The following is a 23,355-nucleotide window of genomic DNA, read 5'->3' on the forward strand; positions in this document are numbered from 1 at the left end:
AGGCTGGGCGGGTGCCTATTACTAATGAACGCATCGTCTGGATTGACTGCGAGATGACCGGTCTGGACCTGGAAAACGATGCCCTGATCGAGGTAGCTGCCTTGGTCACGGATTCGGAACTGAACATCCTGGGTGACGGTGTCGACGTCGTGATCAAGCCCGATGACGCCGCGCTTGAGCAGATGAATGACTTCGTCCGCGACATGCATACCCGCTCGAAGCTCCTGAACGAGCTCCCCGATGGCAAGACCATGGCCGAAGCCGAAGCGATCGTCCTGGAATACATCGAGAAATGGGTACCCGACCCCAAGAAGGCACCGCTCGGCGGTAACTCGGTCGGGACGGACCGGATGTTCCTCGCGCGCGATATGCCCAACATCGTTGAACACCTTCACTACCGGGTCGTCGACGTCAGCACCATCAAGGAACTATCGCGCCGTTGGTTCCCTCGCGCGTACTTCCAGTCGCCCGCCAAACACGGTGGCCACCGCGCACTCGGAGACATCAGGGACTCCATCGACGAACTTCGCTACTACCGCGAGGCTGTGTTCGTGCCGGCGCCCGGACCCGACACGGCAACGGCGAAACGGATTTCCCAAGGCATCGCAGCCAGCCCGGAAGCGCCAATCAGTACGTGATCTACGGCACGTTTGAGGGAATTTTCACCCAAATGGTCAAAAGTGGCAAAACCATCCCTCAAGACGGGGTATAGTTTTTGTCGTTGCCTTCGCAGCTGACGGGTCATACCGAAAGCGGCCAAAGGTGCATGGTGGGCGTAGCTCAGTTGGCAGAGCGCCTGGTTGTGGTCCAGGAGGTCGCGGGTTCAACCCCCGTCGCTCACCCTCACAGGATCGGTTGCAGTTTGCCGATCGCAGCTAAAGGCCGTACTGGTTATCCAGTGCGGCCTTTGCTTTTCCCCGGCCGTTTCCGGCCATCCTGCCGTCCCGATCCGACCCGACCCGACCCGACCCGAGAACCAGAGGAACACCTGACATGACCGTCCTGCCAGTCACCGTCTGGGGCGAGCCTGTGCTCCATCACCGGGCGAGCGAGGTGGAAGTGTTCGACGACGAATTGCGCACCCTGATTGCCGACATGTTCGAGACCAACCAGGCTGCCAACGGCGTTGGACTGGCAGCGCCTCAGGTGGGAGTGGGCAAACGTCTCTTCATTTACAAATACGCCAATGACGACGACGCACCGGATGAAGGCGTTCTTGTGAACCCGGTTCTGACGCTGTCCAAGATTTCGGGCGCCCTTCCGGATCCGGAAGAAGACGTGGAAGGCTGCCTGTCATTTCCCGGAGAGCACTACCCGCTACAGAGGGCCGAATGGGCGCGGGTCCAAGGCTTCGACGGCGACGGCAAGCCTGTGGACTTCGTGGCGACCGGCTGGTTCGCCAGGGTCATGCAGCATGAATTCGACCATCTCGACGGCAAGCTCTATGTGAACCGGCTCATTGACCGCTATGCCAGGAAGGCTATGAAGCAGGCCAAGAAGAACGGCTGGGGCGTTCCGGGCCTCACGTGGATGCCCGGCGTCGACCCGGATCCCTTCGGGCACTGACTGATGGCCGGCGTCGCGCAGGACGAATTGTTCATACTCCTCGACATCCATGGCGAAGACGCCTTGGAATGTGCCGCACTGCTGGCCTCGCCGCCCGCTGACGGAACGCTGCGGGCTCTTGCCGGTCGCTGGACGCCCGCCTGGGCACCTTTCCGGCCGCCTCCGCCCCGGCGGAAGGCTGCACGGAAATGGAGTGGATAGAGGCGCTCCTGCGTTTTGCACCCGTTGTCCACCGCCATCATATTTCCCTCGGCATCCCGCCCGAAGCGTCCACCGCAATCATGGCCGACGTGGGACTGAACCTCCGCATCAACCGCCGGGTTCACGGGCGTTTCGGACTAGACACGTGGGCCTGGCTGACGTTGCACATGGCCGGGAACATCTTCCGGGTAGGCCGATTGCAATTCCATCTTGTTCAGGGCCATGCCGAAGCCTCCATGCCGGCAGACGGCACGTGGGTGCTCGGCGTGCACATCCCCGAAGACGGCGGCCTCTCCCCTGCCCTCGTGGACAGAGCTTCGGTCAGGCCAGGGAGTTCTTCGACTGCTATTTCCCGGACAAAGCAGTTGCCGTAGCGAGCTGCGATTTCCTGGATGCTGGATCCCTATCTTTCGCGTAAGCTCCCGGACAGCAATATCGCGTCATTCGCAGGCCGTTTCACCCTGGACCGCTGTTCAGATGCTCCGAGTGACGCCGTCTACTTCACCTTCCGGCACCGGGACATGGCCCAGCTTGACGGGCTCCCCCGCGAAACATCGCTTCAGCGGGTAGTGCTGGAGCGCATCGACGACGGCGGGGTCTGGCAACTTGGGCACGGGCATTTGGTGCTTCCTCCCCTGCGCCACGACAACTGCGAGAACAGCCCCGCTACATCGCCCTGATGGTCTGCTGGCCGGGGCACGAGTCAAGGACCCGCCGCATCGCGTCTTTCTCTCCTGGGTGACCCAGAGCCGGTAAGCAGCCTTGACGGATATTTGCCGCGCCACGTAATGGCAGCGAAAGCCCTTATTCGCAGGCAGCCAGCTTGCGGCGTCGCTCGCGCTTTTCTTCACATTGGCGGGGCCGTCGACGGCAATGAGGTTGAGGGGATCGTTGGCGAGGCTCTGCCGCTGTTTCGCCGTGAGCTGCTGGGCGCCCTTCTGCCAGGCATCGCCGAGAGCCACGACGTGGTCAATCTGCACTGCCGCGCTGCTTTCCGAGCCCCTGCGGAAGTGGATGTCCCGCCCTATGTAGGGCTCACGAAGCTCTCCGGACGCGATCCTGCATTGGAAGCCCGCGGTGAACTCAACCGCCGTGAGGTCCCGCCTCAGGATGTCGTTCCGGGTATCGCAACCGTTCCTGTCGACGTCGAGCCAAGGTTGGCCGAACTCGTTGCGGTCGTAATTGTCTTTGGCGGCGCGCCCCTTCACGGGCAGCGCTTCCAAGGCTTCATCGGCTGGTCCGACCGGGATCGCTTGAACGGGCTGCACCGGCTTCATCCAGCTCGGATCGAAGACGGGCGCTTCCGTAGGTCCGTTGCCCGGGCCTTCGGCGACATCAAACTGGCCGTTGGTGAAAAACCACACCAAGCTGCCAGCCCCTCCAGCGAGCAGCAGGATCAGCAGTACCAGGCCTGACGGGAGCGGCGGCGGCCGCGTCGATACGCGGCCCAAGTGGTGCTCAAGGGGCGAAATCCTTTCGAAGGAGAATACGTCCCCTGAGACTAGATCAAGGCGCAGACAGCCAACGCCGATATCCACAGTGTGGAGGAAAAGTCACGGTGTCGGGCATGTCACGGCGCGGCTGGCTACTGCTCTGTGACCCTACTGCTCTCTGGTCACCCTTTTCAGGTCCTCGGCTGCCAGCTCCAAAAGTGACTCCAGTTGGATGACACGGTCTTCCGCAATGTCACCCGCGGCAAAGGCAGCCTTCGCCTCGTTGAGCAGGCGCTGGGCCTCCTTGTGATTGGCGCGCGCCACGTCCAGTGCGTGTTCCAGGGTTGTTTCATGGTCCAGAATTTTTTCGCGTTCCATACGTCCATTCTGGTCAGGTTTCCCGGCTGATACCAGCGCATCAGCCGGGAAAACCCCGTGTCTTTCATCGCTATGCCCCGGCCCGTACAAGAACAGGCCAGAACCGGGCAGAACCGGTTAGACCCCGGCCGGCACCAGCGGAGCGCCGGACTCAATGTCTACGGCGATGCTGCGTGCCGGGAACGACGGCGGGTTCACGCCAGCCATTTCTTCCATGACGCGCACTACCTGGCAGCTGTAACCGAACTCGTTGTCGTACCAGACGTACACCACGAGGTTTTTGTCGTTGGCGATGGTGGCAAGGCCATCCACGATGCCCGCACGGCGCGAGCCGACGAAGTCAGTGGAGACAACCTCGGGCGAATCGATGAAGTCGATCTGCTTGCGCAGCTCCGAGTGCAGCGACATCTCGCGGAGGTAGTTGTTGACCTCGTCCTTCGTGGTTCCCTTTTCCAGGTTCAGGTTCAGGATGGCCATCGAAACGTCAGGCGTGGGAACGCGGATGGCGTTGCCTGTCAGCTTGCCCTGCAGCTCCGGAAGCGCCTTCGCCACTGCCTTGGCGGCACCCGTTTCGGTGATGACCATATTCAGCGCTGCGGAACGGCCACGGCGGTCGCCCTTGTGGAAGTTGTCGATCAGGTTCTGGTCGTTCGTGAACGAGTGAACGGTTTCCACGTGGCCGTGGATGACGCCGAACTTGTCGTTGAGGGCCTTGAGCACCGGCGTGATGGCGTTGGTGGTGCAGGATGCGGCGGTGACGATCTTGTCCGTGTCCTCGATGGAGCTGTGGTTGATGCCGTGAACGATGTTCTTCAGCTCACCCTTGCCAGGGGCCGTCAGCAGGACGCGGGCAACGCCCTTGCTCTGGAGGTGCTGGGACAGGCCCTCGGCGTCCCGCCAGCGGCCCGTGTTGTCCACCACCAAGGCATTCTTGATGCCGTAAGCGGTGTAGTCAACGGTGGAGGGGTTGTCCGAGTAGATGACCTGGATCTGGACACCGTTGGCCGTGATGGTGTTGGCGGCCTCGTCCACCTTGATGGTGCCTTCGAATGAGCCGTGGACCGAGTCGCGGCGCAACAGGCTGGCGCGCTTGGCCAGATCGTTCTCGGCGCCCTTGCGCACCACGATGGCGCGGAGTCGCAGATCCGTGGCCGCCGCCGGCCTTTTCGATCAGGAGGCGGGCAAGGAGCCGGCCGATGCGGCCGAAGCCGTAGAGGACGACGTCGGTGCTGGTGCGGTCATCCGCGCCGCGGCGTCCCACGACGTCGGCAAGCTCGGCACGAAGGAAGTCTTCCAGGGGCGTTCCCGGAGCCTCGGCCTTGTACTTTTCCAGCAGTCGGGCGATGTCGATCGCAGCGGCCCCGAGCTCAAGTTCCGCCCAGGGTGTTGAGCAGCGGTGCCGTTTCCTCGAGCAAGAGCTCGGCGTTGCTCATCCGCCGCGCAAAGCGGTGGGCTTTCAGGATGTTCATGGACGACTTGTTGATGAGGCTACGCCCGTGAATGCTCGTGACCACGTTGTTTTCGCGGTACAGCCGGCCGATCACCGGGATCATGGCCTCGGCCAGCGCTTCGCGGCCCATCCACGTATCAAGACAAGAATCTGATGACTGGCTCACAGAATTACCTTCCTAGGGTCAACTACATACGTCCTCGTACATAGATGGCGGCCGCACGGAGTAATCCTGCGGCACTGGCATCGGCGGGTCTTCGGTCTGCCCGGACACCTCGAACGTTGCAAAGAAAAACCGCCGGCTGCGAACGCAGAACCGGCGGTGGAACTTCTACGTTCACTGTCCATTCTAAGGTCTGGCAAGGGAGGCTTAGGCAGCCGGAATGCGTGAATTCACTCACACACGGCTGAGGGATGGGTTGACCGGTACGCCGGGTTCTGTGCTCCCCTGCCGTTGCCGGCGAGGGAGTGGCGACCATCCATCTACGAACGCCGTTGCCGACGCCCTCCAGCGGCCTACCCGGACACTCGGGCGAGCAGCCCTCGATCGTGCCCTGTCTGGCCTTGCTCCGGGTGGGGTTTACCTAGCCTCCTGGTCACCCAGGGAGCTGGTGGTCTCTTACACCACCGTTTCACCCTTACCTGCTGGCTGCCCATGCGAGCACAAGCAAACGCAGGCGGTCTGTTCTCTGTGGCACTGGCCTGCGGGTTACCCCGAGTGGGCGTTACCCACCACCCCGCTCTATGGAGCCCGGACGTTCCTCGAGCCACTCACGTGGCGCGCGGCCGCCTAGTCAACCCATCCGCCCTCCAGTCTACCGGCGTCGGCACCTCGTCCGCGCATCGTGTGGACCCCGTGGATGGCGGCTGCACTACCGGTCATACAGCTAATATCGACTGGTGCTGATTCTGCTGCCGCCTTCAGAAGGCAAGACTCCCGCTGTCAAGGGCCCCGCCGTCGAATGGGAGTCCCTGAGCTTTCCGGAACTCAACAGCTACAGGGCCAAGGTGCTCGACGCCCTGGGCCTCGTCAGCGCGCACGAAGACGCCCTCGCCTTGCTGGGCGTCGGCGCGTCCCTGCGGGACGACGTCGAACGCAATACCCGGCTTCATGCCGAACCTGCCGCCCCGGCCCACCAGGTCTATTCCGGAGTTCTCTATGACGCGCTGGGGTACAAGACCTTGACGCCGGCTCAGCGGCGCAAGGCAACGGAATCAATTCTGGTGGTGTCCGCGCTCTGGGGCGCCATCGGCTTCGGCGACCGGGTGCCCGCCTACCGGCTGTCCATGGGAACGGCACTGCCCGACGTCGGACGCCTCGCCTCGTTCTGGAAGCCGCAGCTTACGCAGGCCCTCGCCTCGCGGGTGGAGGGTGAGCTGGTGGTGGACTGCCGTTCCAGCACCTACACGGCCGCGTGGGCTCCCCCTGCGGCTCAGACAGTATCCGTCAAAGTGTTTTCCGAGGCCAATGGCAAGCGCACCGTGGTCAGCCACTTCGCCAAGCACACCCGCGGCGAGCTGGCCCGGCATCTGCTGAGCCGTCGCGGCAAGGCGCCGGCAACACCCGAACAATTACTCAAGGCCGCCTCGGAAGCCTGGACCGCGGAGCTCGTCGAAGGCACCGCACGCAAACCGCACACCCTCAGCATCATCCTGCCTAGCTGAAAGGGGCCTTGGGCTAGTTCCACTCGGCGGAACGCACCAGGAATGCAGCCGGAATCCGGGCAAAACACGATCTCATCCTCGGCGGCGGCTTTGACCTCCGCCAGGTCACCTGGGCTCAGCATCATTCCCGAGCCTTCGGACTTACCATGGAACAGCCTGGCCGCCCCCACCCCGCGCTTGGCCAGGGTCTTCTCATAGATGGCCAGCATCCCGGCGTCGAGAGCTTCGGCGAATTCGGTCCGCTGCCCGCGCACCTCGGCCTCTTCTGCGACGATCTCAGCGATCGCGGCGTCCAACTCGGCACGGATACCGGAAAACGAACCTTGGATGTCATCGACGATCTGCTGCTGCGCTGCCTGCCGCTCCCGCAGCCCGTCCAAGCGCTCGAGGATCTCCAGTTCGACATCCTCAAGGTCTGAGCGGCGCTTGTTAAGGGACGCGATATCGCTCTGCAACGCTACGAGATCCTTGGAGAGCCCAGTCCCGCTGTTCAGCCTGGCTTCGTCGCGCTCAATGCGGCTGGCAACTTGCTCGACGTCGGCCTCGGACCGGCGCAGCTCGGCTTCGGCATCGTGGACGGCGAGCTTGGCGGTCCCCAGTGCTCCGTTGGCCACACCGAGAGCGTCCCTGAGATCGGTGATACGGGGATCGTTCTCCAAAGTACGGCGGCGGTTTGCCAGAGATTTGAGCTTCGCGTCCAACCCCTGCAGTTCGAGCAATTTCAACTGTTCCGCCGGTGCTGCCTTGGCCACGCTTACCTCCGCTTGATTGTGCCGGGCATGACATTCACTCCCGGCCAGGCCTTCGGGCCTGTTGTGTCTCGACTCTAGCGCCTAACGTTCTCCCCGGCCTCGCCTTGTCCCCACCGGCTCCCAAACCTCGCTGCGCTCGGTGTGGGTCCCTCGCCGGAGTGGGCCCTGTGACGGACCTCGCGAACCAGGCTTAGCCGGGAGTCAGAATGAAGTCCCAGGGATCGCTATTCGTTGAAGCGACCTGGATCTCGACGTCGTGGCCTTGGTCCGCAAGCACGTTGCCGAGGGCCTCGGCCGCGGCAGGCAGCCATAGCCATTCGCTCGCGAAGTGCGATACGTCAATGAGGTACGGCCTGCCGTCGACGGCCGCTTCGCGGGCTTCCGACGCCGGGTGGTGGCGCAGGTCCGCGGTGACGTAAATGTCCGCTTGGCTTGCCCGGACGGCGTCAAAGAGGCTGTCCCCCGCTCCGCCGCAAACGGCAACGCGACGCACCAGCCCGTCCTTATCCCCGGCCACGCGGACACCGCCGGCTACCGACGGCAGGATTTCGAAAACGCGCGCCGCGAAATCGCCCAGGGTCATGAGTTCCGGAAGGTCCCCCACCCGGCCGATGCCCTCTTCCGGCAAACCATGCAGCGCCGGCGCCAGCGGTACAACGTTGTCCAGTCCGAAGGCGTCGGCGAGGACGTCGGAAACTCCCCCGACGGCGGAATCCCCGTTGGTGTGCACAGTCAGGAGCCCGGTGCCCGACTCGATGAGCCGATGGACGGCGAGGCCTTTGGCACTTGTTGCCGCCACGGAGTTCACGCCTTTGAGGAGCAAAGGATGGTGGGTGACGAGGAGCTCAGCCCCCCATTCGATGGCTTCCTCGATAGCCGCAAGGGTGGGATCCACGGCAAACATGACCTTGGTGACGGTGGCGTTGGGCCGCCCGACTACCAGGCCGACCTCGTCCCAGTCCTCTGCGAGGGACTCCGGCCAGAGCTCCTCAACTGCCAACAAGACCTGGCCGAGCGTGGGAGTACCTGGCGTCCCGGTTGCATCGTCTTCCGGTTCTTCTCCGGATCCTGCATCTGCAACCGCGGTGTTCACAGCTTCCATGCATTACATTCTTGCGCATTCGGCGGCTATGACGCGCTTGTGGCATCCACGCTTTTGAGATTCCTGCGGTTGGCAAGGGCTGCGCCGTCACAGCCCCGTAAGGTTGTGCGGGAATCATTCAGGACTCCCGGCCATTGAAGAGATCATGAAAACTTTTGTACTTGGCGGAGGCTGCTTCTGGTGCCTTGATGCTGTCTACCAGAAAACCAAGGGCGTCAGTTCGGTGGTTTCCGGATACACGGGCGGGCACATCCGCAACCCCGACTACTACGATGTGTGCTCCGGAATGACGGGCCACGCGGAGGTTGTCGCGGTGACTTTCGATGAGGACGTCATCCCGGCAGAGGTCATCCTGGACATGTTCTTTGCCCTGCACGATCCCACCACGCTCAACCGCCAGGGCTACGACGTCGGAACCCAGTACCGCTCCTCGATGTTCTACACCACCACGGAAGAGAAGATTCTCTTTGAAGAGGCGATCCTCCGTAACCAGGAACTGTGGTCCAGGCCGATTGTGACCGAGGTGAGCAGGCTGCCGGACTTCTATGAAGCCGAAGACATCCACCAGAACTACTACGCCAAGTTCCCCGAGCAGGGCTATTGCCAGGTCATCATCAACCCCAAACTCGCCAAGGCCCGGAAATATTACTCCTCGTGGCTCCGCGCGTAGCAGCGTGAAGCACTGCTCGTTAGGCTGACCTCAGCAGTAGCTATTCAGCGAATCCAGAGAAAAGGGCATGAATACATGGCACGGATCTACGACGACGTCACCCAGCTAATCGGCGGAACCCCCTTGGTCCGCCTGAACCGGATCACCGAAGGCTTGGAAGCCACGGTTGCCGTCAAGCTGGAGTTCTACAACCCCGCAAACAGCGTCAAGGACCGTATCGGTGTGGCCATCATCGACGCCGCCGAGAAGTCCGGTGCATTGAAGCCGGGCGGCACCATCGTCGAGGGAACCTCCGGCAACACCGGGATCGCCTTGGCCCTGGTCGGCGCAGCGCGCGGCTACAAGGTCATCCTGACTATGCCGGAAACCATGTCCACCGAGCGCCGCGTCATGCTGCGCGCCTACGGTGCCGAAATTGTCCTGACTCCAGGTTCTGAAGGCATGCGCGGCGCGGTCGAAAAGGCCCAGGAGATCGTGGCCAACACGGAGAATTCCGTCTGGGCCCAGCAGTTCGCCAACGAAGCAAACCCCGCGATCCACCGCGCCACCACGGCCGAGGAAATCTGGGCAGACACCGACGGCGGAGTGGACATCTTCGTTGGCGGCGTCGGCACCGGTGGCACCATTACCGGCGTCGGGCAGGTCCTGAAGGAACGCAAGCCTGGAATCCAGATCGTGGCCGTCGAGCCCAAGGACTCCGCCATCCTGAACGGCGGCGCCCCCGGCCCGCACAAGATCCAGGGCCTTGGCGCGAACTTCATTCCGGAAATCCTAGACACCAACGTCTACGACGAGGTTCTCGACGCCACCCTTGAGGACTCCGTGGCCACGGCGCGGGCCCTCGGCACCCAGGAGGGCATCCTCGGCGGAATCTCCGCCGGTGCGGCCGTGTGGGGCGCCCTGGAAGTGGCAAAGCGTCCGGAAAACAAGGGCAAGCTGATCGTGGCAATCGTTCCCGACTTCGGCGAACGTTACATCTCCACCGTGCTTTTTGACGATATCCGCGGCTGATTGCGGACTCCGCGCAACCGCTTTCTTTCATTTCCTGTAGAAAGGTCTTTGTGAGCTTTTTCGCAAGACTTATGGAGGACCTCGAGGCCGCCCGGTCACATGACCCGGCGGCCCGAGGCTCCTTTGAGAACTTTTTTGCGTACTCCGGTCTGCACGCCATCTGGGCACACCGCGTGACGCACAAACTGTGGCAGAACCCCGATCTCCGCTTCCCGGCACGGCTCATCTCGCAGCTTGCCCGGTTCCTGACCGGAATCGAGATCCACCCCGGCGCGACGATCGGCCGCAGGTTCTTCATTGACCACGGCATGGGCGTGGTGATCGGCGAGACCGCCGAGATCGGCGAAGACGTCATGATCTACCACGGAGTGACGCTGGGTGGCCGCTCGCTGGCCAAAGTGAAGCGCCACCCCACCATCGGAGACCGGGTCACCATCGGGGCCGGCGCGAAGGTCCTTGGCCCCATCACCATCGGCGCGGACAGTGCCGTAGGTGCCAATGCCGTGGTGGTCAAGGATGCACCGCCCGAATCGATCATTACCGGCGTTCCTGCAACCTGGCGCCACCGCGACGCCAAGAGCGAAACCAAACCGGCAGTCGACCCCGCCGAGTACTACATCGAGTACCGAATCTAGCCGGCAAAGCGTTTGTAGGCGTTCCAAAAGACGGTGTCGAATGCCCTGTCCGGAAGCACCCGCCGCAACGCCAGAATTGTCCAGGCACCCTTGCCCACCGGGTAGCGGGTCCTGGGCCTTCGCGCCCTGGCAGCGTGGACAATCGCGTCCGCCACGATGCGCGGGTGGGTCGACAATGCGGTCCCCGACGTCGATGCCAAAGCGGCCGCGACCACGCCGGCCTGCTCGCGGTAGGGCCCATGGCCTGAGACCGTCAGCAGGCTCTCCCCCGCGATGGTTCCCCATTCGGTATCAGTACCGGCGGGCTCAATGATGGAGACATCGATGCCATGCGGCTTCAGCTCGAGCCGCAGCGAGTCGCTGAGGCCCTCGACGGCGAACTTTGTTGCGTGGTACCAGGCGCCCAGGGGTTCATACATCTTGCCTCCAATGGAGGAGACGTTGACGATTCTGCCGGAAGCGGCGGCGCGCATCACTGGAATGACGAGCTGGGACATGCGGGCCAGGCCGAAGACGTTGACTTCGAATTGGCGCCGCCCCTCGTCCAACGGCACCTCTTCCAAGGAGCCATAGGAGCCGTATCCGGCGTTGTTGACCAGAACGTCGATCCGCCCCTGCTCGGCCAGGACAAGGTCCACCGCAGCCTTCATCGAGTCTTCCGCGGTGACATCAAGGGACAACACCGTGATTCCATGGACTTTGAGGGGCTCCATCTTCTCCACCCTCCGTGCCCCGGCGTACACCATGAACCCGGCCTTGCTGAGTCTGATAGCGGCTTCGAAACCGATTCCGGTTGACGCACCTGTGACAAATGCGACGCGTTGCGGCATGGACTGCTCCTTGTGTGGCCGAATGGATTCCTGCCGGACCCGCATACGGCAAAAGCCGGCGCCTCCCACACTATCGGGGAAGCACCGGCCCTTGTCAGGAGCATAGTAGGGCAGCAGGGCCCCAATCCTTAGTGGGTGTCGACTGCCGAGATCTCCGACTTGTCTGCGCCCCAGAGGGTGTGGAAGGTACCTTCGGAGTCAACGCGGCCGTAGGTGTGTGCACCGAAGAGGTCGCGCTGTCCCTGGATGACGGCTGCAGCCAAGCGCTTGCGGCGAAGTCCGTCGTAGTAGGCCAGCGAGGAGGAGAACACGGGAACCGGGATGCCCAGCTGGACAGCCGTCGCCACCACGCGTCGCCATGCCGGAAGTGCCCCGGCAATCGCCTTGGTGAACGCCGGAGCGAACAGCAGGTTGGCCGGCTTCTCTTCAGCAGCGTAGGCGTTGGTGATTTCCTTGAGAAGCTCGGCGCGGATGATGCAACCGCCGCGCCACAGCGAAGCGATTTCATCGAGCTTGAGGTCCCAGCCGTATTCCTTGGCGGCAGAAGTCAGCATGTCCAGGCCCTGAGCGTAAGAAACCAGCTTGGAGGCGTAGAGCGCCTGGCGGACATCTTCAACGAAGTTCTCGGGGATCTCGACGGCGATTTCCTCGCCGGCGAGGAGCTCCTGGCCGATCTTGCGCTGTTCTGCCTGGGAAGACAGTGCACGTGCGAAGACGGATTCCGCGATGCCCGAAACCGGGGAGCCCAGCTCGAGCGCGGAGATGACCGTCCAGCGGCCCGTGCCCTTCTGGCCAGCTGCGTCAACGACGACATCAACGAACGGCTTGCCCGTCTTGGCGTCAACGTGGCCCATGGAACCTCGGCGGAGATTTCGATGAGGAAGGAAGCGAGTTCTCCCTTGTTCCATTCGGCGAAGATCTTGGACTGCTCGGCCGGCTCGATGCCCGCGCCGGAGCGGAGGAGATCGAACGCTTCACCGATGACCTGCATATCGGCATATTCGATGCCGTTGTGGACCATCTTGACGAAGTGTCCGGCACCGTCAGTTCCGATCCATGCGCAGCATGGCTTACCGTCAACCTTGGCGGAGATCTTTTCGAGCAGCGGGCCCAAAGCGTCGTAGGACTCCTTGGAACCACCCGGCATGATGGAGGGGCCGTTGAGGGCACCCTCTTCGCCGCCGGAAACGCCGACGCCTACGAAGTGCAGGTCCTTTTCCGCCAGGGCGGATTCGCGACGGCGGGTGTCCTCGTAGTGCGAGTTGCCGGCGTCGATCACGATGTCACCGGGCTCCAGCAGGGGAACGAGCTGGTCGATGACGGCGTCGACCGGCTTGCCGGCCTTCACCATGATCAGGACGCGGCGGGGCTTCTCAAGGGAGTCAACGAGTTCCTTGAGGGTTTCCGTGCGGATGAAGTCGCCGTCCGTGCCGTGCTTGGCCAGCAGGGCGTCGGTCTTTTCGACGGAGCGATTGTGGAGGGCGACGGTGAAGCCGTTGCGGGCCAGGTTGCGGGCCAGATTGGCGCCCATCACCGCGAGGCCGGTGACACCGATGTGTGCTGACATCAAAACTCCAATTCGTTCTTGTGCAATGAGTCCTGCGAGGAGCGAGGAAACGCTTTCTAACGCAGTAGCTGCAATAAACCATACGTATTCGAACCACGTCTGGGAAAGTTGGACCCCCCGTTTCGGAAACGTCCGCGTCACAAAGAGTCTATGTTGCGAGCTCCCGCCGCGGGGAGTTGCCGGGTGCGCCGGCTACCGATGCCGGTACGCTCATCGCCACTATGCTTACGACTATGTCAACCAGTCTGCACTTCCGCGCTGTCGAGCATCTTGGTACCCGGATCGTCGGCGGTAAGCTCCCCACCGGCCACGTCATGCTGGCCGAACACCTTGAGGAGGAGCTCAAAGTGTCACGGTCCGTGGTGCGGGAAGCCGTCAGGGTGCTGCAGTCTCTGGGACTGGTGGAAACCATCAAGCGCGTTGGCATCCGGGTCCTCCCCGCGCACCGCTGGAACCCTTTCGATCCGCTGGTCATCCGTTGGCGGCTGGCCGGAGAGGGCCGTGGCGCGCAGTTGCGCTCCCTCGCCGAACTCCGCTCCGCCGTCGAGCCCGCAGCGGCAGAGCTCGCAGCGGAAAACGCCCCCGAATCCCTGCGCAGCGAACTGCTGGAAATCTCCCTGGCCATGCGCGAGGCAGGCCGCGCGGGCGACATGCCCACCTTCCTGGACCTCGACATCCGCTTTCACGCGCTGGTGCTTTCAGGTTCCGGCAATGAAATGTTCGCGAACCTGATCGGTCAGGTCACGGAAACCCTCACCGGCCGGACGGTCCACGGGCTCATGCCCGAACACCCGAAAGAAGCGGCCTTGCAGTGGCACCTTGACGTGGCTGAGGGCATCAGCGCCGGCGACGCCGACAAAGCCCGCGAGGCCGCATCCAACATCATGCGAGAGACCATCGCGGACTTGTCGGCCAGTTGGGAAGGCCAGCCGCGGGTCTTTGTTCCCGTCGAGCGGCACTGACGGCTGACCGCCAGTACCGCTCTCAACGGCTCGCCAGAGCGGCTATGCCACAGGCTGGAAGTTCAGGAGGACTTTCCCGGATTCGGCCGAGTTCCTGGCCATTTCAAAGGCCTCCAGACCTCGGTCCACCGTGAATTCGTGCGTCACCACCGGGTCCACGTAGAGCGAACCGTCCGCGAGCGCAGCAATGACGCTATCGATCTCGTCGTTGAAACGGAATGAGCCGAGCAGTTCGAGTTCGCGGGTGATGGCCAGCGAGATAAAGACCGGCTGCGGGCCCGAGGGCAGCAACCCGACCATGACCACCTTGCCGCCGCGCACGGCGCCCTTGATGGCCGATGCCAGTCCGTGGTGGCTGCCTGAGGATTCGATGACGACGTCGGCCTCTACTGCGGCGATTTCCTCGGCCTGATCGCCCTTGAGTACCTCATCCGCACCGACGGCGCGGGCGATCTCGAGGGGTTTGTCGTGCATGTCGACGGCCACAATCCGGGTTGCCCCGGCACGTTTGAGGACCGCGACGGCGAGGGCGCCGATCGGCCCGCTTCCTATCACCAGTGCGGTCTTGCCGGCGACGTCTCCGGCGCGGGCGACCGCGTGCCACGCAACGCTGGCAGGTTCCACGAGCGCTGCCGTTCGCAGGTCCAACGTGGCAGGAAGGGGCCGGAGCATGCGGGACGGCAGGGTGGCATACCGGCTGAAAGCGCCGTCCGTGTGGGGGTACCGGGCCGCGCTCCCGAGATACGTGCAGCCCGGGGAAAGGTTGGGCCGGTCCTCCGGATATTTGGCGGCCCCCGGAGCGGGGCTCGCCGGGTGGACGGCGACGGCGGTCCCGGCTGCGGGGCCGCTGCAGTCGGCGGCTTGCTGGACAACGGTGCCCACGATTTCGTGACCGAGCACCATCGGAGCCTTGAGGATTGATTCGCCCGCTGCGCCGTGGAGCCAATAGTGCAGGTCCGAGCCACAGATGCCACCGTAGGCAATCTCGACGACGGCCTGGTCAGCGGCGGGGAGAACCAGGGCTATGTCCTCGATGCGAAGATCGCCGGCGGCGTGGGCCACGACTGCAGGCGCAGAGGCCGGAAGCTGAAAGCCAGCTTGCTGGAAGTCGCTCATCAGACAACCACCGTCATTCCGCCGTCGACGAAGATCGTCTGGCCGTTGACGAAGTTGGATGCCTCCGAGGCGAGCCACACCGCCGGACCGGCAAGATCGGCCACCGTGCCCCACCGATGCGCGGGTGTGCGGCCCAGGATCCAGGAGTTGAAGTCGGGATCGTCAACGAGGTTCTGGGTCATTTCAGTGTGAATGTAACCCGGGGCGATGCCGTTGATCTGCAGGCCCGAAGCCGCCCACTCAGCGGTCATGGCGCGGGTGAGGTTGCGCAGGCCGCCCTTGGCAGCCACGTAAGGGGCGATCGTGGGGCGGGCGAGATCCGTCTGCACGGAGCAGATGTTGATGATCTTGCCGCGGCCTCGCGGGATCATGTGCCGGGCAGCTTCCCGGCCTACTAAGAAGGCGCTCGTCAGGTCGGTGGTGATGACCCGTTCCCAGTCCTTCACATCGAGGTCCAGCATGGGGACCCGGTGCTGAATACCGGCATTGTTGACCAGGATGTCCAGCGGGCCGACGTTCTCCTCGACCCAGGCCACGCCGCGGGCAGCTTCGGAGTCGCTCGTGACATCGAACGCGCAGCTGTGGATGCGGCCGGGACCGAAATCCGCCGCCATGGCCGCTTCGGCAGCCTTGAGCCGTTCGGTGTTGATGCCGTTGAGAACCACCGTGGCTCCTGCGTCGGCCAATCCGCGGGCCAGCGCGTTGCCGATGCCCCTGCTGGAGCCTGTCACGAGCGCTACGCGCCCGGTGAGATCAAAGATTCCACTCATGGTTGTTCCTTACTTGGTGGTAGTCGCGTACAAGTCGCTGAGATTGGCGATGGCCTGGCGGACGACGGCAAGGTCCTGATCCCCCAGGCCTTGATCGATCAACTCCCGGTAGAGTTCGACGCCCGCAGCTGCCATCGGAACGGCAGCACCGGCCGCTTGGGCGCTTTCGAGCACGAATTTGAGATCCTTGTGCATGAACTTCGCGGGGCCAGTGGGCGCGTAGTCCTTGGCCGCCAGACGAGGGCCAACGATCTCCAGGACACGGCTTCCGGCAAGTCCGCCGGCGAGTACGTCGAACAAAGCAGCGGCGTCCATGCCCGAGCGCTCGGCAAGTTCGGCGGCTTCGGCGAGCGCCGCCGTCGTGGTCCCGACGATCAGCTGGTTACAGGCTTTTGCCAGTGAACCGGAACCGAGCGCACCCATGCGCCTGACGGTGGTTCCCATGGCTTGCAGAACTGGCAGCACTCGCTGGAAGTCTTCATCGCTGGCACCGGCCATGATGGCCAGCGTGCCGTCTTGGGCACCTTTGGTGCCACCGCTGACCGGAGCGTCGACGACGACGGCGTTCCCGCTGCTTACGCTATGGACCGTCCGGCCGAATTCCTGCACGGCGGTGGGAGACACGCTGCTCATGACGACGACGGTGGTTCCCTCTACGGGCGGGACCGCACGCCACGATTCGAGGAGCGGAGCTGCGGCATCCTGGATGTAGGAGAGATCCGGGAGCATAAAGATGACGACTGGCTGGTCCCTGAGTGCGGCGACCGACTCCGACCGCTTTCCGCCAAGTTCCTCAAGCTCAGTCAGGGCACCAGCGGAACGGTTCCATGCAGTGACCTCCCAGCCGTTGGCGAGTAGATTGGCTGCCATGGGGAAGCCCATGAATCCGAGTCCTACAAAACCTGCAGTCTTGGCGGTCATCTTTCGCTTGCTCCTCACTTCTTTGTGGTTAATCTTTCAAAAACTGTTCAATATCCTAGCCGCAATTCAGTATGATGAACACTATGACGACTGATGAACTCACCATCGCGATCGCAGTCCCGCTCGAAGTTGAGCATGTGGAGCGTATCCGAGCAGTAGATCCACGCATTACGGTGCTCTACGAACCCGATCTGCTCCCGCCGGAGCGTTTCCCGGCCGATCATTCCGGCGATCCGGACTTCAAGCGGACCCCCGAACAAGAGGAACGCTATTGGTCCATGCTGAACAAGGCGCAGGTCCTCTACGGTTTCCCCAACGAGAATCCGGCCGGCCTCGCGCGCATCGCCGAAAGCAACCCGCACCTGCAGTGGATCCATGCCATGGCCGCGGGTGCCGGTGGCGCCGTCAAGGCGTCCGGCCTCGACAGCGAGACGTTGCAGAAGTTCAAGGTCACCACCTCCGCAGGCGTGCACGCCCTTCCGCTGGCGGAATTTGCGGCCCTCGGCATCCTCAACGGTTTCAAGCGGAGCGCTGAACTCGCGCAGGACCAGGCAGCCAAGGTCTGGCCCGAGCTGCGCACCCCCACCAAACTTGTGAACGGTTCCACGCTGGTCATCACGGGCCTTGGCGAAATCGGGCTAGAAACCGCTCGCATCGCCCGCGCACTGGGCATGAAGGTCAGCGGAACCAAGCGGAACGTCGAACAGATTGACGGAATCGACGAAGTGGCCGACAACTCGGGCCTCGCAGCACTGCTGGCCGACGCAGACGCCGTCGTCAACACCCTCCCGGGCACCCCTTACACCGAGAAGCTCTTCAACCGTGAAGTCTTCACGGCAATGAAGCCGGGCACGGTGTTTGTCAATGTTGGCCGCGGAACCGTCGTGGACGAGGATGCGCTCCTCGAAGCCCTGGACAACGGGCAGGTCTCATACGCCTGCCTGGACGTGTTCGCCGTCGAGCCGCTCCCCCAGGACAGCCCGCTGTGGAACCACCCGAAGGTGATGGTGTCCCCGCACACGTCGGCGCTCAGCGCCGCGGAGAACCGCCTCATCGCTGAGCGCTTCATCAGCAACCTGCGCACCTTCCTCGACGGCGGGGAACTCCCCCACCTCGTGGATACGGTTCACTTCTACTAAACCGCCAAGTTCCCGGCGCCATCCTGGCGGCCCCTCCGGGTTTCCGGAGGGGCCGCTTTGCTGTGAAGCGCTTTTGCGGCGCGGGGGCGGTTCGCCCGCGCCGTCGTGACCTTCTTTGAACTCTGAAAGCGCTTGCGACACGGCGAGCCGCGTCATTTCGGGACCAAGGTGCGCCAAAGAAGGTCAGGAAGGCGCGGGACCCATTGCAAAGCGGCGGCCCCCTCCTGATCCGGAGAGGGCCGCCGCTGCTTGCGTACGTTGGAGTACGGGGAATTGCCTACTTGGCTCTACTTGGCGTCTTCGAACAGGTTGAGGTCACGGCCTGCCGTCTCCGGCGTAAAGAACGTGGTCACGAAGGAAATCAGGGCCAGGACGAGCGAGTACACCGCGAGGACCACCCAGGAGTTACCCGTCGCGGCAAGCAAGATGGCACCGAACACGGGGACCAACCCACCGGCAAGGACAGCAGAGAGTTCGCGGCTCAGGGCGACGCCCGTGAAACGGTACTGGGATCCGAAAAGCTCTGGCAGCAACGGGCACTGCGGGCCAAGCATCGACTGCACACCGAGGGCGATGCCCACCACCATGACAGCCCAGACCAGGGTGACGTTGCCAAGAGTCACCAGGTAGAACGCGGGAATAGCGAAGATTGCCTGGAACAGGGCGCCGTAACGGTAAACCTTCACTCGACCAATTCGGTCAGACAACGCGCCGAAGGCAACCACCATGACGGCAGCGAACCCTGCCGCGATCAAGAGGCCGACCGGGCCGATGAACTTGTCGCCCGGGAAGACGCCTTCCTTGACGGACATGAAGGAGATGAGCAGCGCCGAGTAGATCGAGGAGTTGCCGTTCTCGCCCATGCGGAGGCCAATTCCGATGAGCACGTTCTTCTTGGAGTGCTTCCAGATCTCACTGATCGGGTTCTTAACCACATTCTTGTGCTTCTCCAGCTCCTGGAACACCGGGGTTTCCTTCAGCCTGAGACGGATGAACAGTGCCACAACGATCAGGACGAAGCTGGCGAGGAACGGTACGCGCCAGAGCCAACCTTCCAGGACGCTCTTGTTGGCCATCCCGATAAGCGTGAAGGTTCCGGCTCCGAGAAGCGTGCCCAGCTGAATGCCGACGAACGGCAAGGAGGCGAAGAAACCACGACGGCGGGGCGGTGCCACTTCCGAGATCAGCGTGGTGGCGCCTGCCTGCTCCGCCCCGGCGCCGAGGCCCTGGACGATGCGGAGGATGACCAGCAGGATAGCGCCGAGCATGCCCGCTTGGTCGAATGTCGGCAACAAACCGATGGCGAAGCTGGCCAGACCCATCATGCCGATGGTCAATAGCAGAACCACCTTGCGGCCATAACGGTCCCCGATAAAGCCGAAGAACACGCCCCCAAACGGCCGGGCCAGGAAGCCAACGCCGTAGGTTGCGAACGATGCGATCAATGCGCCGCTTTCGCCCAAGGGCTTGAAGAACAGCGGTCCGAAGATCAGGGCCGAAGCCAGACCGTAAATGTAGAAGTCGTAGTACTCCAGAGCGGATCCTACGGAGCTGGCAAGAGTTGCCCTTCGCAGCTGTCCCGGCTCAACTACCGCGCCGTCCATATCAGCAAGCTTTGTCTTAGTACGAGTTGTCACAAGCACTCCCTCAAGAACACTCCAGACCCCCGTTGGCCTGGCGAGATAGCGTCAGCCACCATGGCGTGAATCACTATAGTGAACAGAGTACAGCAGCTTGAACAGCTTTCAAGGGTTGTAATCGGATTTATTTACTGACGCCGGAATTGTGACTTCGGGCACTCTCAGGTCGACTAACCCATGGGATTGCCCAGCGAGTGGGCCAGTTCCTTCAGCTCCTTCACCATGAGGGCAGCCTGCTCTTCCGAGTAGGTAGCCTTCAGGGCGGTGACCGAGAGGCCGAGGCTGGGTCCGTGCGCCCCGTGAGTAGGAACCGCCACGGCAAGGCACACCACGCCAAGGGTGGATTCCTCGTCCTCCAGGGCATAGCCCTGCTTGCGGATTGCAGCCACTTGGGACTTCAGCTCGGCTGCGCTGCGGAGGGATTTGGGAGTCATGACAGGAAGTTCCACGTCGTCGGGGAACATCGCCTCGATGTCGTGGTCATGAAGCTGAGCGAGAAGCACCTTCCCGACCGCGCTCAGGGACAGCGGCATTTTGTCGCCAATGTTGGAGGTGAGCCGGACTGCGGGGTGCCCTTCGTAGCGCGCCAGGTAGATCACATGATCGCCGTCGATCATCGCGATTCGTACGGTTTCGCCCGAAAGCGTCGGCGCCTGTTCGCAGAACTTGTAGAACTCCTGGACTTCGTCGAGCCGGCTGAGGTACGCGGCGCCAAGCTCAACCAGTTTCCGGCCCAGCGAAAAGTCGGCGCCTTCGCGGGTAATGAGGCGTGCTTCCTCAAGGGCAAGCAGCAGGTTCGAGGTGGAGGATTTCGGAATTCCGAGCTCCCTTGAAAGATCACTTAGCGTCAGCCGGCCCGAGGGGGCCTCGGCCAGGGCGTCAAGTACCGCTGCTGCGCGGGTAACGGCCGGAGCCGGCGAGGAGCTCCCCAGCCCTTCGGAAGAGCGGGAGGTGCGGGAATCGGCCATGATTCTCCTTCGCAATCGTGCGTCTGAAAGTGGGCGCGTGCCGGGCAGGAACGCTGCCCGGAGGCAGCGGAGTTCGCGCTTGTTCATTCCACTGAACAACTACCATCATAGTGGCTTCGGGCTCGGATGGGACGCGCCGGACGGAGAGTGGCTTCCTTTCCATATCCAGAAATTCTCTGTATATTCATCTTTGAGCTCTCCACCGCGGCATCCCCCAATAGTCGCGGTGGAGAGCTTTTCCAATCCCTGTGGCACTTGGCCCGGATACAACAAAAAACCCGCCGATCCAGACTCTTGTCATGGAACGACGGGGTTTTATTTGGTGGGTCCTACCGGGATCGAACCGATGACATCCACGGTGTAAACGTGGCGCTCTACCAGCTGAGCTAAAGACCCAAACACTGATTTCAACGCTCTCAGCGCTTCAACCAACGAACATGTACTCTACCGGATCAATTGCCCGGAACACCAATCGGCTCGTCTGGAGGCAGCAGATCGGGAAGTTCGGTGGCCAGCCAGGCAAGGGCTCCGCTGACTCCGGCCTCCACTTTGAGGCTTGCAAACTCGTCTCCCCGGGTGGGACCTCGGTTGATGATCACCACCGCTTTGCCGAGTTTGGCTGCATGACGTACGAACCTGAGCCCGCTCATCACCGTCAAAGAAGAACCCGCTACCAGCAGCGCACCCGCCTCGTCCACCATGGAATAGGCGCGCTGCACCCGTTCCTTGGGCACATTTTCGCCGAAATACACAAAGTCAGGCTTGAGCGTTCCACCGCAGACCGGGCACACGGCGACAACGAACGACCGGATTAGTTCAGGATCCTCCACGGAGGCATCGGCGTCGGGCGCCATTTCCACCGCCCCGGACGCTTGGGCGGCCTCCAGGAATCCTGGATTGATTTCCTCCAGGATGGACGCCACGAGGCGCCGGGTGAAGACGTGGCCCTGGTCAAGGCAGATCACGCGATCGTAGCGGCCATGCAGGTCCACCACATTCACACTTCCGGCGTCCTCATGCAGCCGATCAACGTTCTGGGTGATGAGTCCCGTGATCAGGCCCCGCCGCTCGAGGAGCGCGACGGCGGCATGCCCGGCGTTGGGGTCCGCGTGCCGGAGATGCGACCAACCGAGATGGTTCCTCGCCCAGTAACGACGCCGGTTGGCAGAGCTACCGACGAACTCCTGGAAGTCATGGGATTGCGCGGTGCGGAACCTGGACCCCTGTAGTCGGGGATGCCGGAGTCTGTACTCAGGCCGGCGCCCGTCAGAACAGCGAGCCGCTTGCCTCCGAGAATCCCGGCGGCTTGGCGGAGGACCACCAACTCGTCGGCATCCAAGTCAACCGTGGACGCCGGCGGCAGAATGGCGAAGCCGGTCATTCCGACGCCGGGCCGTGTGGTGCTCATGAGCCCTGAAGCCTGGCCAAGCCCGGACAATGCCTCGCGATATTCCGCTAGCTCGCGTGCCTGGCCCCGCGGATTGACCACCACATAGCGGATAATCCCGGCCTCATCGATGATGAAAGTGCCGCGCAAGGACATGCCAGTGGAGGAATCAAACACGCCATACTTCTCAGCAACTGCACCGTGAGGCCAGAAATCGGCCAAGAGATCGAAGTCGTAGCCTTCCTTGTCCGCGTACGCACGCAAAGCAAACTTGCTGTCCACCGATACCCCGAGGACCGTGGCATTGGCGTGTTCGAAGATGCCCAGGTTGTCCCGGATCTCGCAGAGTTCTCCAGTGCAAATTCCGGAAAAGGCGAAGGGATAGAAGACCACAACCACGTTGCGGCCGCGGAGCCCCGACAAGCGAACCGGCTCACCATATTGGTTGACCAGCACAAAATCCGGGGCTTCCTGGCCCACGACGGGAACACCGGGATGCAACCCGGCAGGGTCCACCTTGGTGTGTGTCACTTGTTCTTCTTGCGTGCAACCAACCTCGTAGCGCTCCAGTCCTTGGAGACACCGGCGGAGGTAGTGCAATGCAGGCCGGCGGTGGGAGCGGCATCCTGGATTTCCGCGGGAGAAACGTAGTTGTCGCGTCCCGACTTAGGGGTCAGAACCCAGACCACGCCTCCTTCACCCAGTGTCGTCAGTGAATCAACGAGTGCGTCGACAAGGTCTCCGTCGCCATCGCGCCACCAGAAAATGACGGCGTCCACTACTTCATGATCGTCTTCGGCGAGCAGTTCGGAACCCGTGAATTCCTCAATGCCATCACGCAAATCGAAATCGACGTCATCGTCGTAACCGAGTTCCTGAATCAGATCCCCATCTTTGAAACCCAATCTTTCCGCCACATTTACCGATGTGGCGGCGTCGGCCTCGCTCACGTTTCCTCCTCTTGAAGTGATTTCGATTACTACAAGCCAACACCCTTTGGGCGTGGGCTTCAAGCTATTGTCCCGCGTTCCAGCATATTCCGCGCACCAGCCGCGTTTGCGAAGGCGAAAGCACCAGCGCTTGGCGGCCATGTAACAGCTTGAGTGTGACATACAACGCCTTCACGGCACCGCGGCTACGCATCCCGGCTCGTACAAAGCTACAGTGGCCCTTGAAGACTTTGGCTGCAGGG

17 protein-coding genes, 2 tRNA genes, 1 other RNA gene and 7 pseudogenes are annotated in these 23,355 nt (G+C 62.7%); 10 read left to right on the forward strand and 17 right to left on the reverse strand.

Going from position 1 to position 23,355, the window contains the following annotated elements; genetic code table 11:
* Nucleotides 1-11: 11 nt before the first annotated feature.
* The 4 genes and pseudogenes from orn (at nt 12) to ACF0H6_RS03645 (ending at nt 2,447) form a co-directional block, all read left to right on the forward strand.
* A complete protein-coding gene (gene orn / locus ACF0H6_RS03630) occupies nt 12-638 on the forward strand; it encodes an oligoribonuclease (RefSeq protein WP_395248496.1) in 627 nt (208 codons plus the stop codon).
* A gap of 131 nt (nt 639-769) precedes the next feature.
* Nucleotides 770-842, forward strand: a tRNA-His gene (locus ACF0H6_RS03635).
* 151 nt (nt 843-993) lie between these two features.
* Entirely contained in the window at nt 994-1,566 is a 573-nt protein-coding gene (def, locus tag ACF0H6_RS03640) for a peptide deformylase (RefSeq protein ID WP_395248497.1), read from the forward strand.
* A 188-nt stretch (nt 1,567-1,754) separates the two neighbouring features.
* A pseudogene (locus tag ACF0H6_RS03645) lies at nt 1,755-2,447 on the forward strand (acyltransferase domain-containing protein).
* On the opposite strand, the pseudogene ACF0H6_RS03650 reads toward ACF0H6_RS03645, so the two are convergent.
* From ACF0H6_RS03650 to rnpB, 4 genes and pseudogenes are all read right to left on the reverse strand, one after another.
* A pseudogene (locus ACF0H6_RS03650) lies at nt 2,434-3,229 on the reverse strand (HNH endonuclease family protein). The pseudogenes ACF0H6_RS03645 and ACF0H6_RS03650 sit on opposite strands and share 14 nt — an antisense overlap.
* Nucleotides 3,230-3,368: 139 nt before the next feature.
* A complete protein-coding gene (locus tag ACF0H6_RS03655; protein ID WP_395248498.1) occupies nt 3,369-3,578 on the reverse strand; it encodes a hypothetical protein in 210 nt (69 codons plus the stop codon).
* A gap of 117 nt (nt 3,579-3,695) precedes the next feature.
* Nucleotides 3,696-5,158, reverse strand: a pseudogene (locus tag ACF0H6_RS03660) (glyceraldehyde-3-phosphate dehydrogenase).
* Between the two features lie 281 nt (nt 5,159-5,439).
* An RNA gene (gene rnpB / locus ACF0H6_RS03665) (RNase P RNA component class A) lies at nt 5,440-5,830 on the reverse strand.
* A gap of 98 nt (nt 5,831-5,928) precedes the next feature.
* Between rnpB and ACF0H6_RS03670 the strand changes: the two genes are divergently transcribed.
* The gene (locus ACF0H6_RS03670) at nt 5,929-6,693 is read left to right on the forward strand and encodes a YaaA family protein (RefSeq protein WP_395248499.1); all 765 of its coding nucleotides are present in this window, start codon (nt 5,929-5,931) and stop codon (nt 6,691-6,693) included.
* Nucleotides 6,694-6,706: 13 nt separating this feature from the next.
* Here ACF0H6_RS03670 and ACF0H6_RS03675 read toward each other — a convergent pair.
* Together ACF0H6_RS03675 and ACF0H6_RS03680 are read right to left on the reverse strand one after the other, a co-directional pair.
* A pseudogene (locus ACF0H6_RS03675) lies at nt 6,707-7,445 on the reverse strand (zinc ribbon domain-containing protein).
* Nucleotides 7,446-7,635: 190 nt separating this feature from the next.
* A complete protein-coding gene (locus ACF0H6_RS03680) occupies nt 7,636-8,547 on the reverse strand; it encodes a Nif3-like dinuclear metal center hexameric protein (protein WP_395248500.1) in 912 nt (303 codons plus the stop codon).
* A 145-nt stretch (nt 8,548-8,692) separates the two neighbouring features.
* On the opposite strand from ACF0H6_RS03680, the gene msrA reads away from it, so the two are divergent.
* The 3 genes from msrA (at nt 8,693) to epsC (ending at nt 10,863) form a co-directional block, all read left to right on the forward strand.
* Complete coding sequence (msrA, locus tag ACF0H6_RS03685) at nt 8,693-9,217, forward strand: peptide-methionine (S)-S-oxide reductase MsrA (RefSeq protein ID WP_395248501.1); 525 nt, start codon at nt 8,693-8,695, stop codon at nt 9,215-9,217.
* A 75-nt stretch (nt 9,218-9,292) separates the two neighbouring features.
* Nucleotides 9,293-10,228 (forward strand): cysteine synthase A, encoded by a 936-nt coding sequence (cysK, locus tag ACF0H6_RS03690; RefSeq protein WP_395248502.1) that lies wholly within the window; start codon nt 9,293-9,295, stop codon nt 10,226-10,228.
* Between the two features lie 50 nt (nt 10,229-10,278).
* Nucleotides 10,279-10,863: a serine O-acetyltransferase EpsC gene (gene epsC / locus ACF0H6_RS03695; RefSeq protein WP_395248503.1), complete on the forward strand. Its 585-nt coding sequence runs from the start codon at nt 10,279-10,281 to the stop codon at nt 10,861-10,863.
* On the opposite strand, the gene ACF0H6_RS03700 is transcribed toward epsC, so the two are convergent.
* A complete protein-coding gene (locus ACF0H6_RS03700; RefSeq protein ID WP_395248504.1) occupies nt 10,860-11,693 on the reverse strand; it encodes an oxidoreductase in 834 nt (277 codons plus the stop codon). The two genes, epsC and ACF0H6_RS03700, sit on opposite strands and share 4 nt — an antisense overlap.
* A gap of 128 nt (nt 11,694-11,821) precedes the next feature.
* A pseudogene (gene gndA / locus ACF0H6_RS03705) lies at nt 11,822-13,260 on the reverse strand (NADP-dependent phosphogluconate dehydrogenase).
* Nucleotides 13,261-13,493: 233 nt separating this feature from the next.
* Between gndA and ACF0H6_RS03710 the strand changes: the two are divergent.
* Nucleotides 13,494-14,222 carry a FadR/GntR family transcriptional regulator gene (locus tag ACF0H6_RS03710; protein ID WP_395248505.1) on the forward strand — a complete coding sequence of 243 codons (729 nt, stop codon included), beginning with the start codon at nt 13,494-13,496 and terminating at the stop codon, nt 14,220-14,222.
* A gap of 42 nt (nt 14,223-14,264) precedes the next feature.
* Here the strand turns inward: ACF0H6_RS03710 and ACF0H6_RS03715 are convergent, their stop codons facing one another.
* The 3 genes from ACF0H6_RS03715 to ACF0H6_RS03725 are packed head-to-tail and all read right to left on the reverse strand — an operon-like array spanning nt 14,265 to nt 17,029.
* Nucleotides 14,265-15,338 carry an L-idonate 5-dehydrogenase gene (locus ACF0H6_RS03715; protein WP_395248506.1) on the reverse strand — a complete coding sequence of 358 codons (1,074 nt, stop codon included), beginning with the start codon at nt 15,336-15,338 and terminating at the stop codon, nt 14,265-14,267.
* Nucleotides 15,338-16,108, reverse strand: a complete 771-nt coding sequence (locus ACF0H6_RS03720) for an SDR family oxidoreductase (RefSeq protein ID WP_395248507.1) — start codon at nt 16,106-16,108, stop codon at nt 15,338-15,340. Before ACF0H6_RS03720 ends, ACF0H6_RS03715 begins: the two co-directional genes overlap by 1 nt.
* Before the next feature lie 9 nt (nt 16,109-16,117).
* Nucleotides 16,118-17,029 carry an NAD(P)-dependent oxidoreductase gene (locus ACF0H6_RS03725; protein ID WP_395248508.1) on the reverse strand — a complete coding sequence of 304 codons (912 nt, stop codon included), beginning with the start codon at nt 17,027-17,029 and terminating at the stop codon, nt 16,118-16,120.
* 71 nt (nt 17,030-17,100) lie between these two features.
* On the opposite strand from ACF0H6_RS03725, the gene ACF0H6_RS03730 reads away from it, so the two are divergent.
* On the forward strand, nt 17,101-18,168 hold the full coding sequence (locus ACF0H6_RS03730) for a D-2-hydroxyacid dehydrogenase (RefSeq protein ID WP_395248509.1): 1,068 nt from the start codon (nt 17,101-17,103) through the stop codon (nt 18,166-18,168).
* Nucleotides 18,169-18,455: 287 nt separating this feature from the next.
* Here ACF0H6_RS03730 and ACF0H6_RS03735 read toward each other — a convergent pair whose 3' ends face one another.
* The 6 genes and pseudogenes from ACF0H6_RS03735 to ACF0H6_RS03760 form a co-directional block, all read right to left on the reverse strand.
* On the reverse strand, nt 18,456-19,811 hold the full coding sequence (locus ACF0H6_RS03735; RefSeq protein WP_395248510.1) for an MFS transporter: 1,356 nt from the start codon (nt 19,809-19,811) through the stop codon (nt 18,456-18,458).
* A 167-nt stretch (nt 19,812-19,978) separates the two neighbouring features.
* Nucleotides 19,979-20,776, reverse strand: coding sequence for an IclR family transcriptional regulator (locus ACF0H6_RS03740; protein WP_395248511.1), 798 nt, complete (start codon nt 20,774-20,776; stop codon nt 19,979-19,981).
* Nucleotides 20,777-21,096: 320 nt separating this feature from the next.
* Nucleotides 21,097-21,172, reverse strand: a tRNA-Val gene (locus tag ACF0H6_RS03745).
* Nucleotides 21,173-21,228: 56 nt separating this feature from the next.
* Nucleotides 21,229-22,184 (reverse strand): annotated as a pseudogene (locus ACF0H6_RS03750) (NAD-dependent protein deacetylase).
* Nucleotides 22,185-22,196: 12 nt separating this feature from the next.
* Nucleotides 22,197-22,679 (reverse strand): annotated as a pseudogene (locus tag ACF0H6_RS03755) (peroxiredoxin); the annotation flags it as partial.
* 11 nt (nt 22,680-22,690) lie between these two features.
* On the reverse strand, nt 22,691-23,113 hold the full coding sequence (locus ACF0H6_RS03760; protein WP_395248512.1) for a DUF3052 domain-containing protein: 423 nt from the start codon (nt 23,111-23,113) through the stop codon (nt 22,691-22,693).
* Between the last annotated feature and the right edge of the window lie 242 nt (nt 23,114-23,355).

Source organism: Arthrobacter sp. NA-172, from assembly GCF_043952055.1.
Classification (GTDB): domain Bacteria; phylum Actinomycetota; class Actinomycetes; order Actinomycetales; family Micrococcaceae; genus Arthrobacter.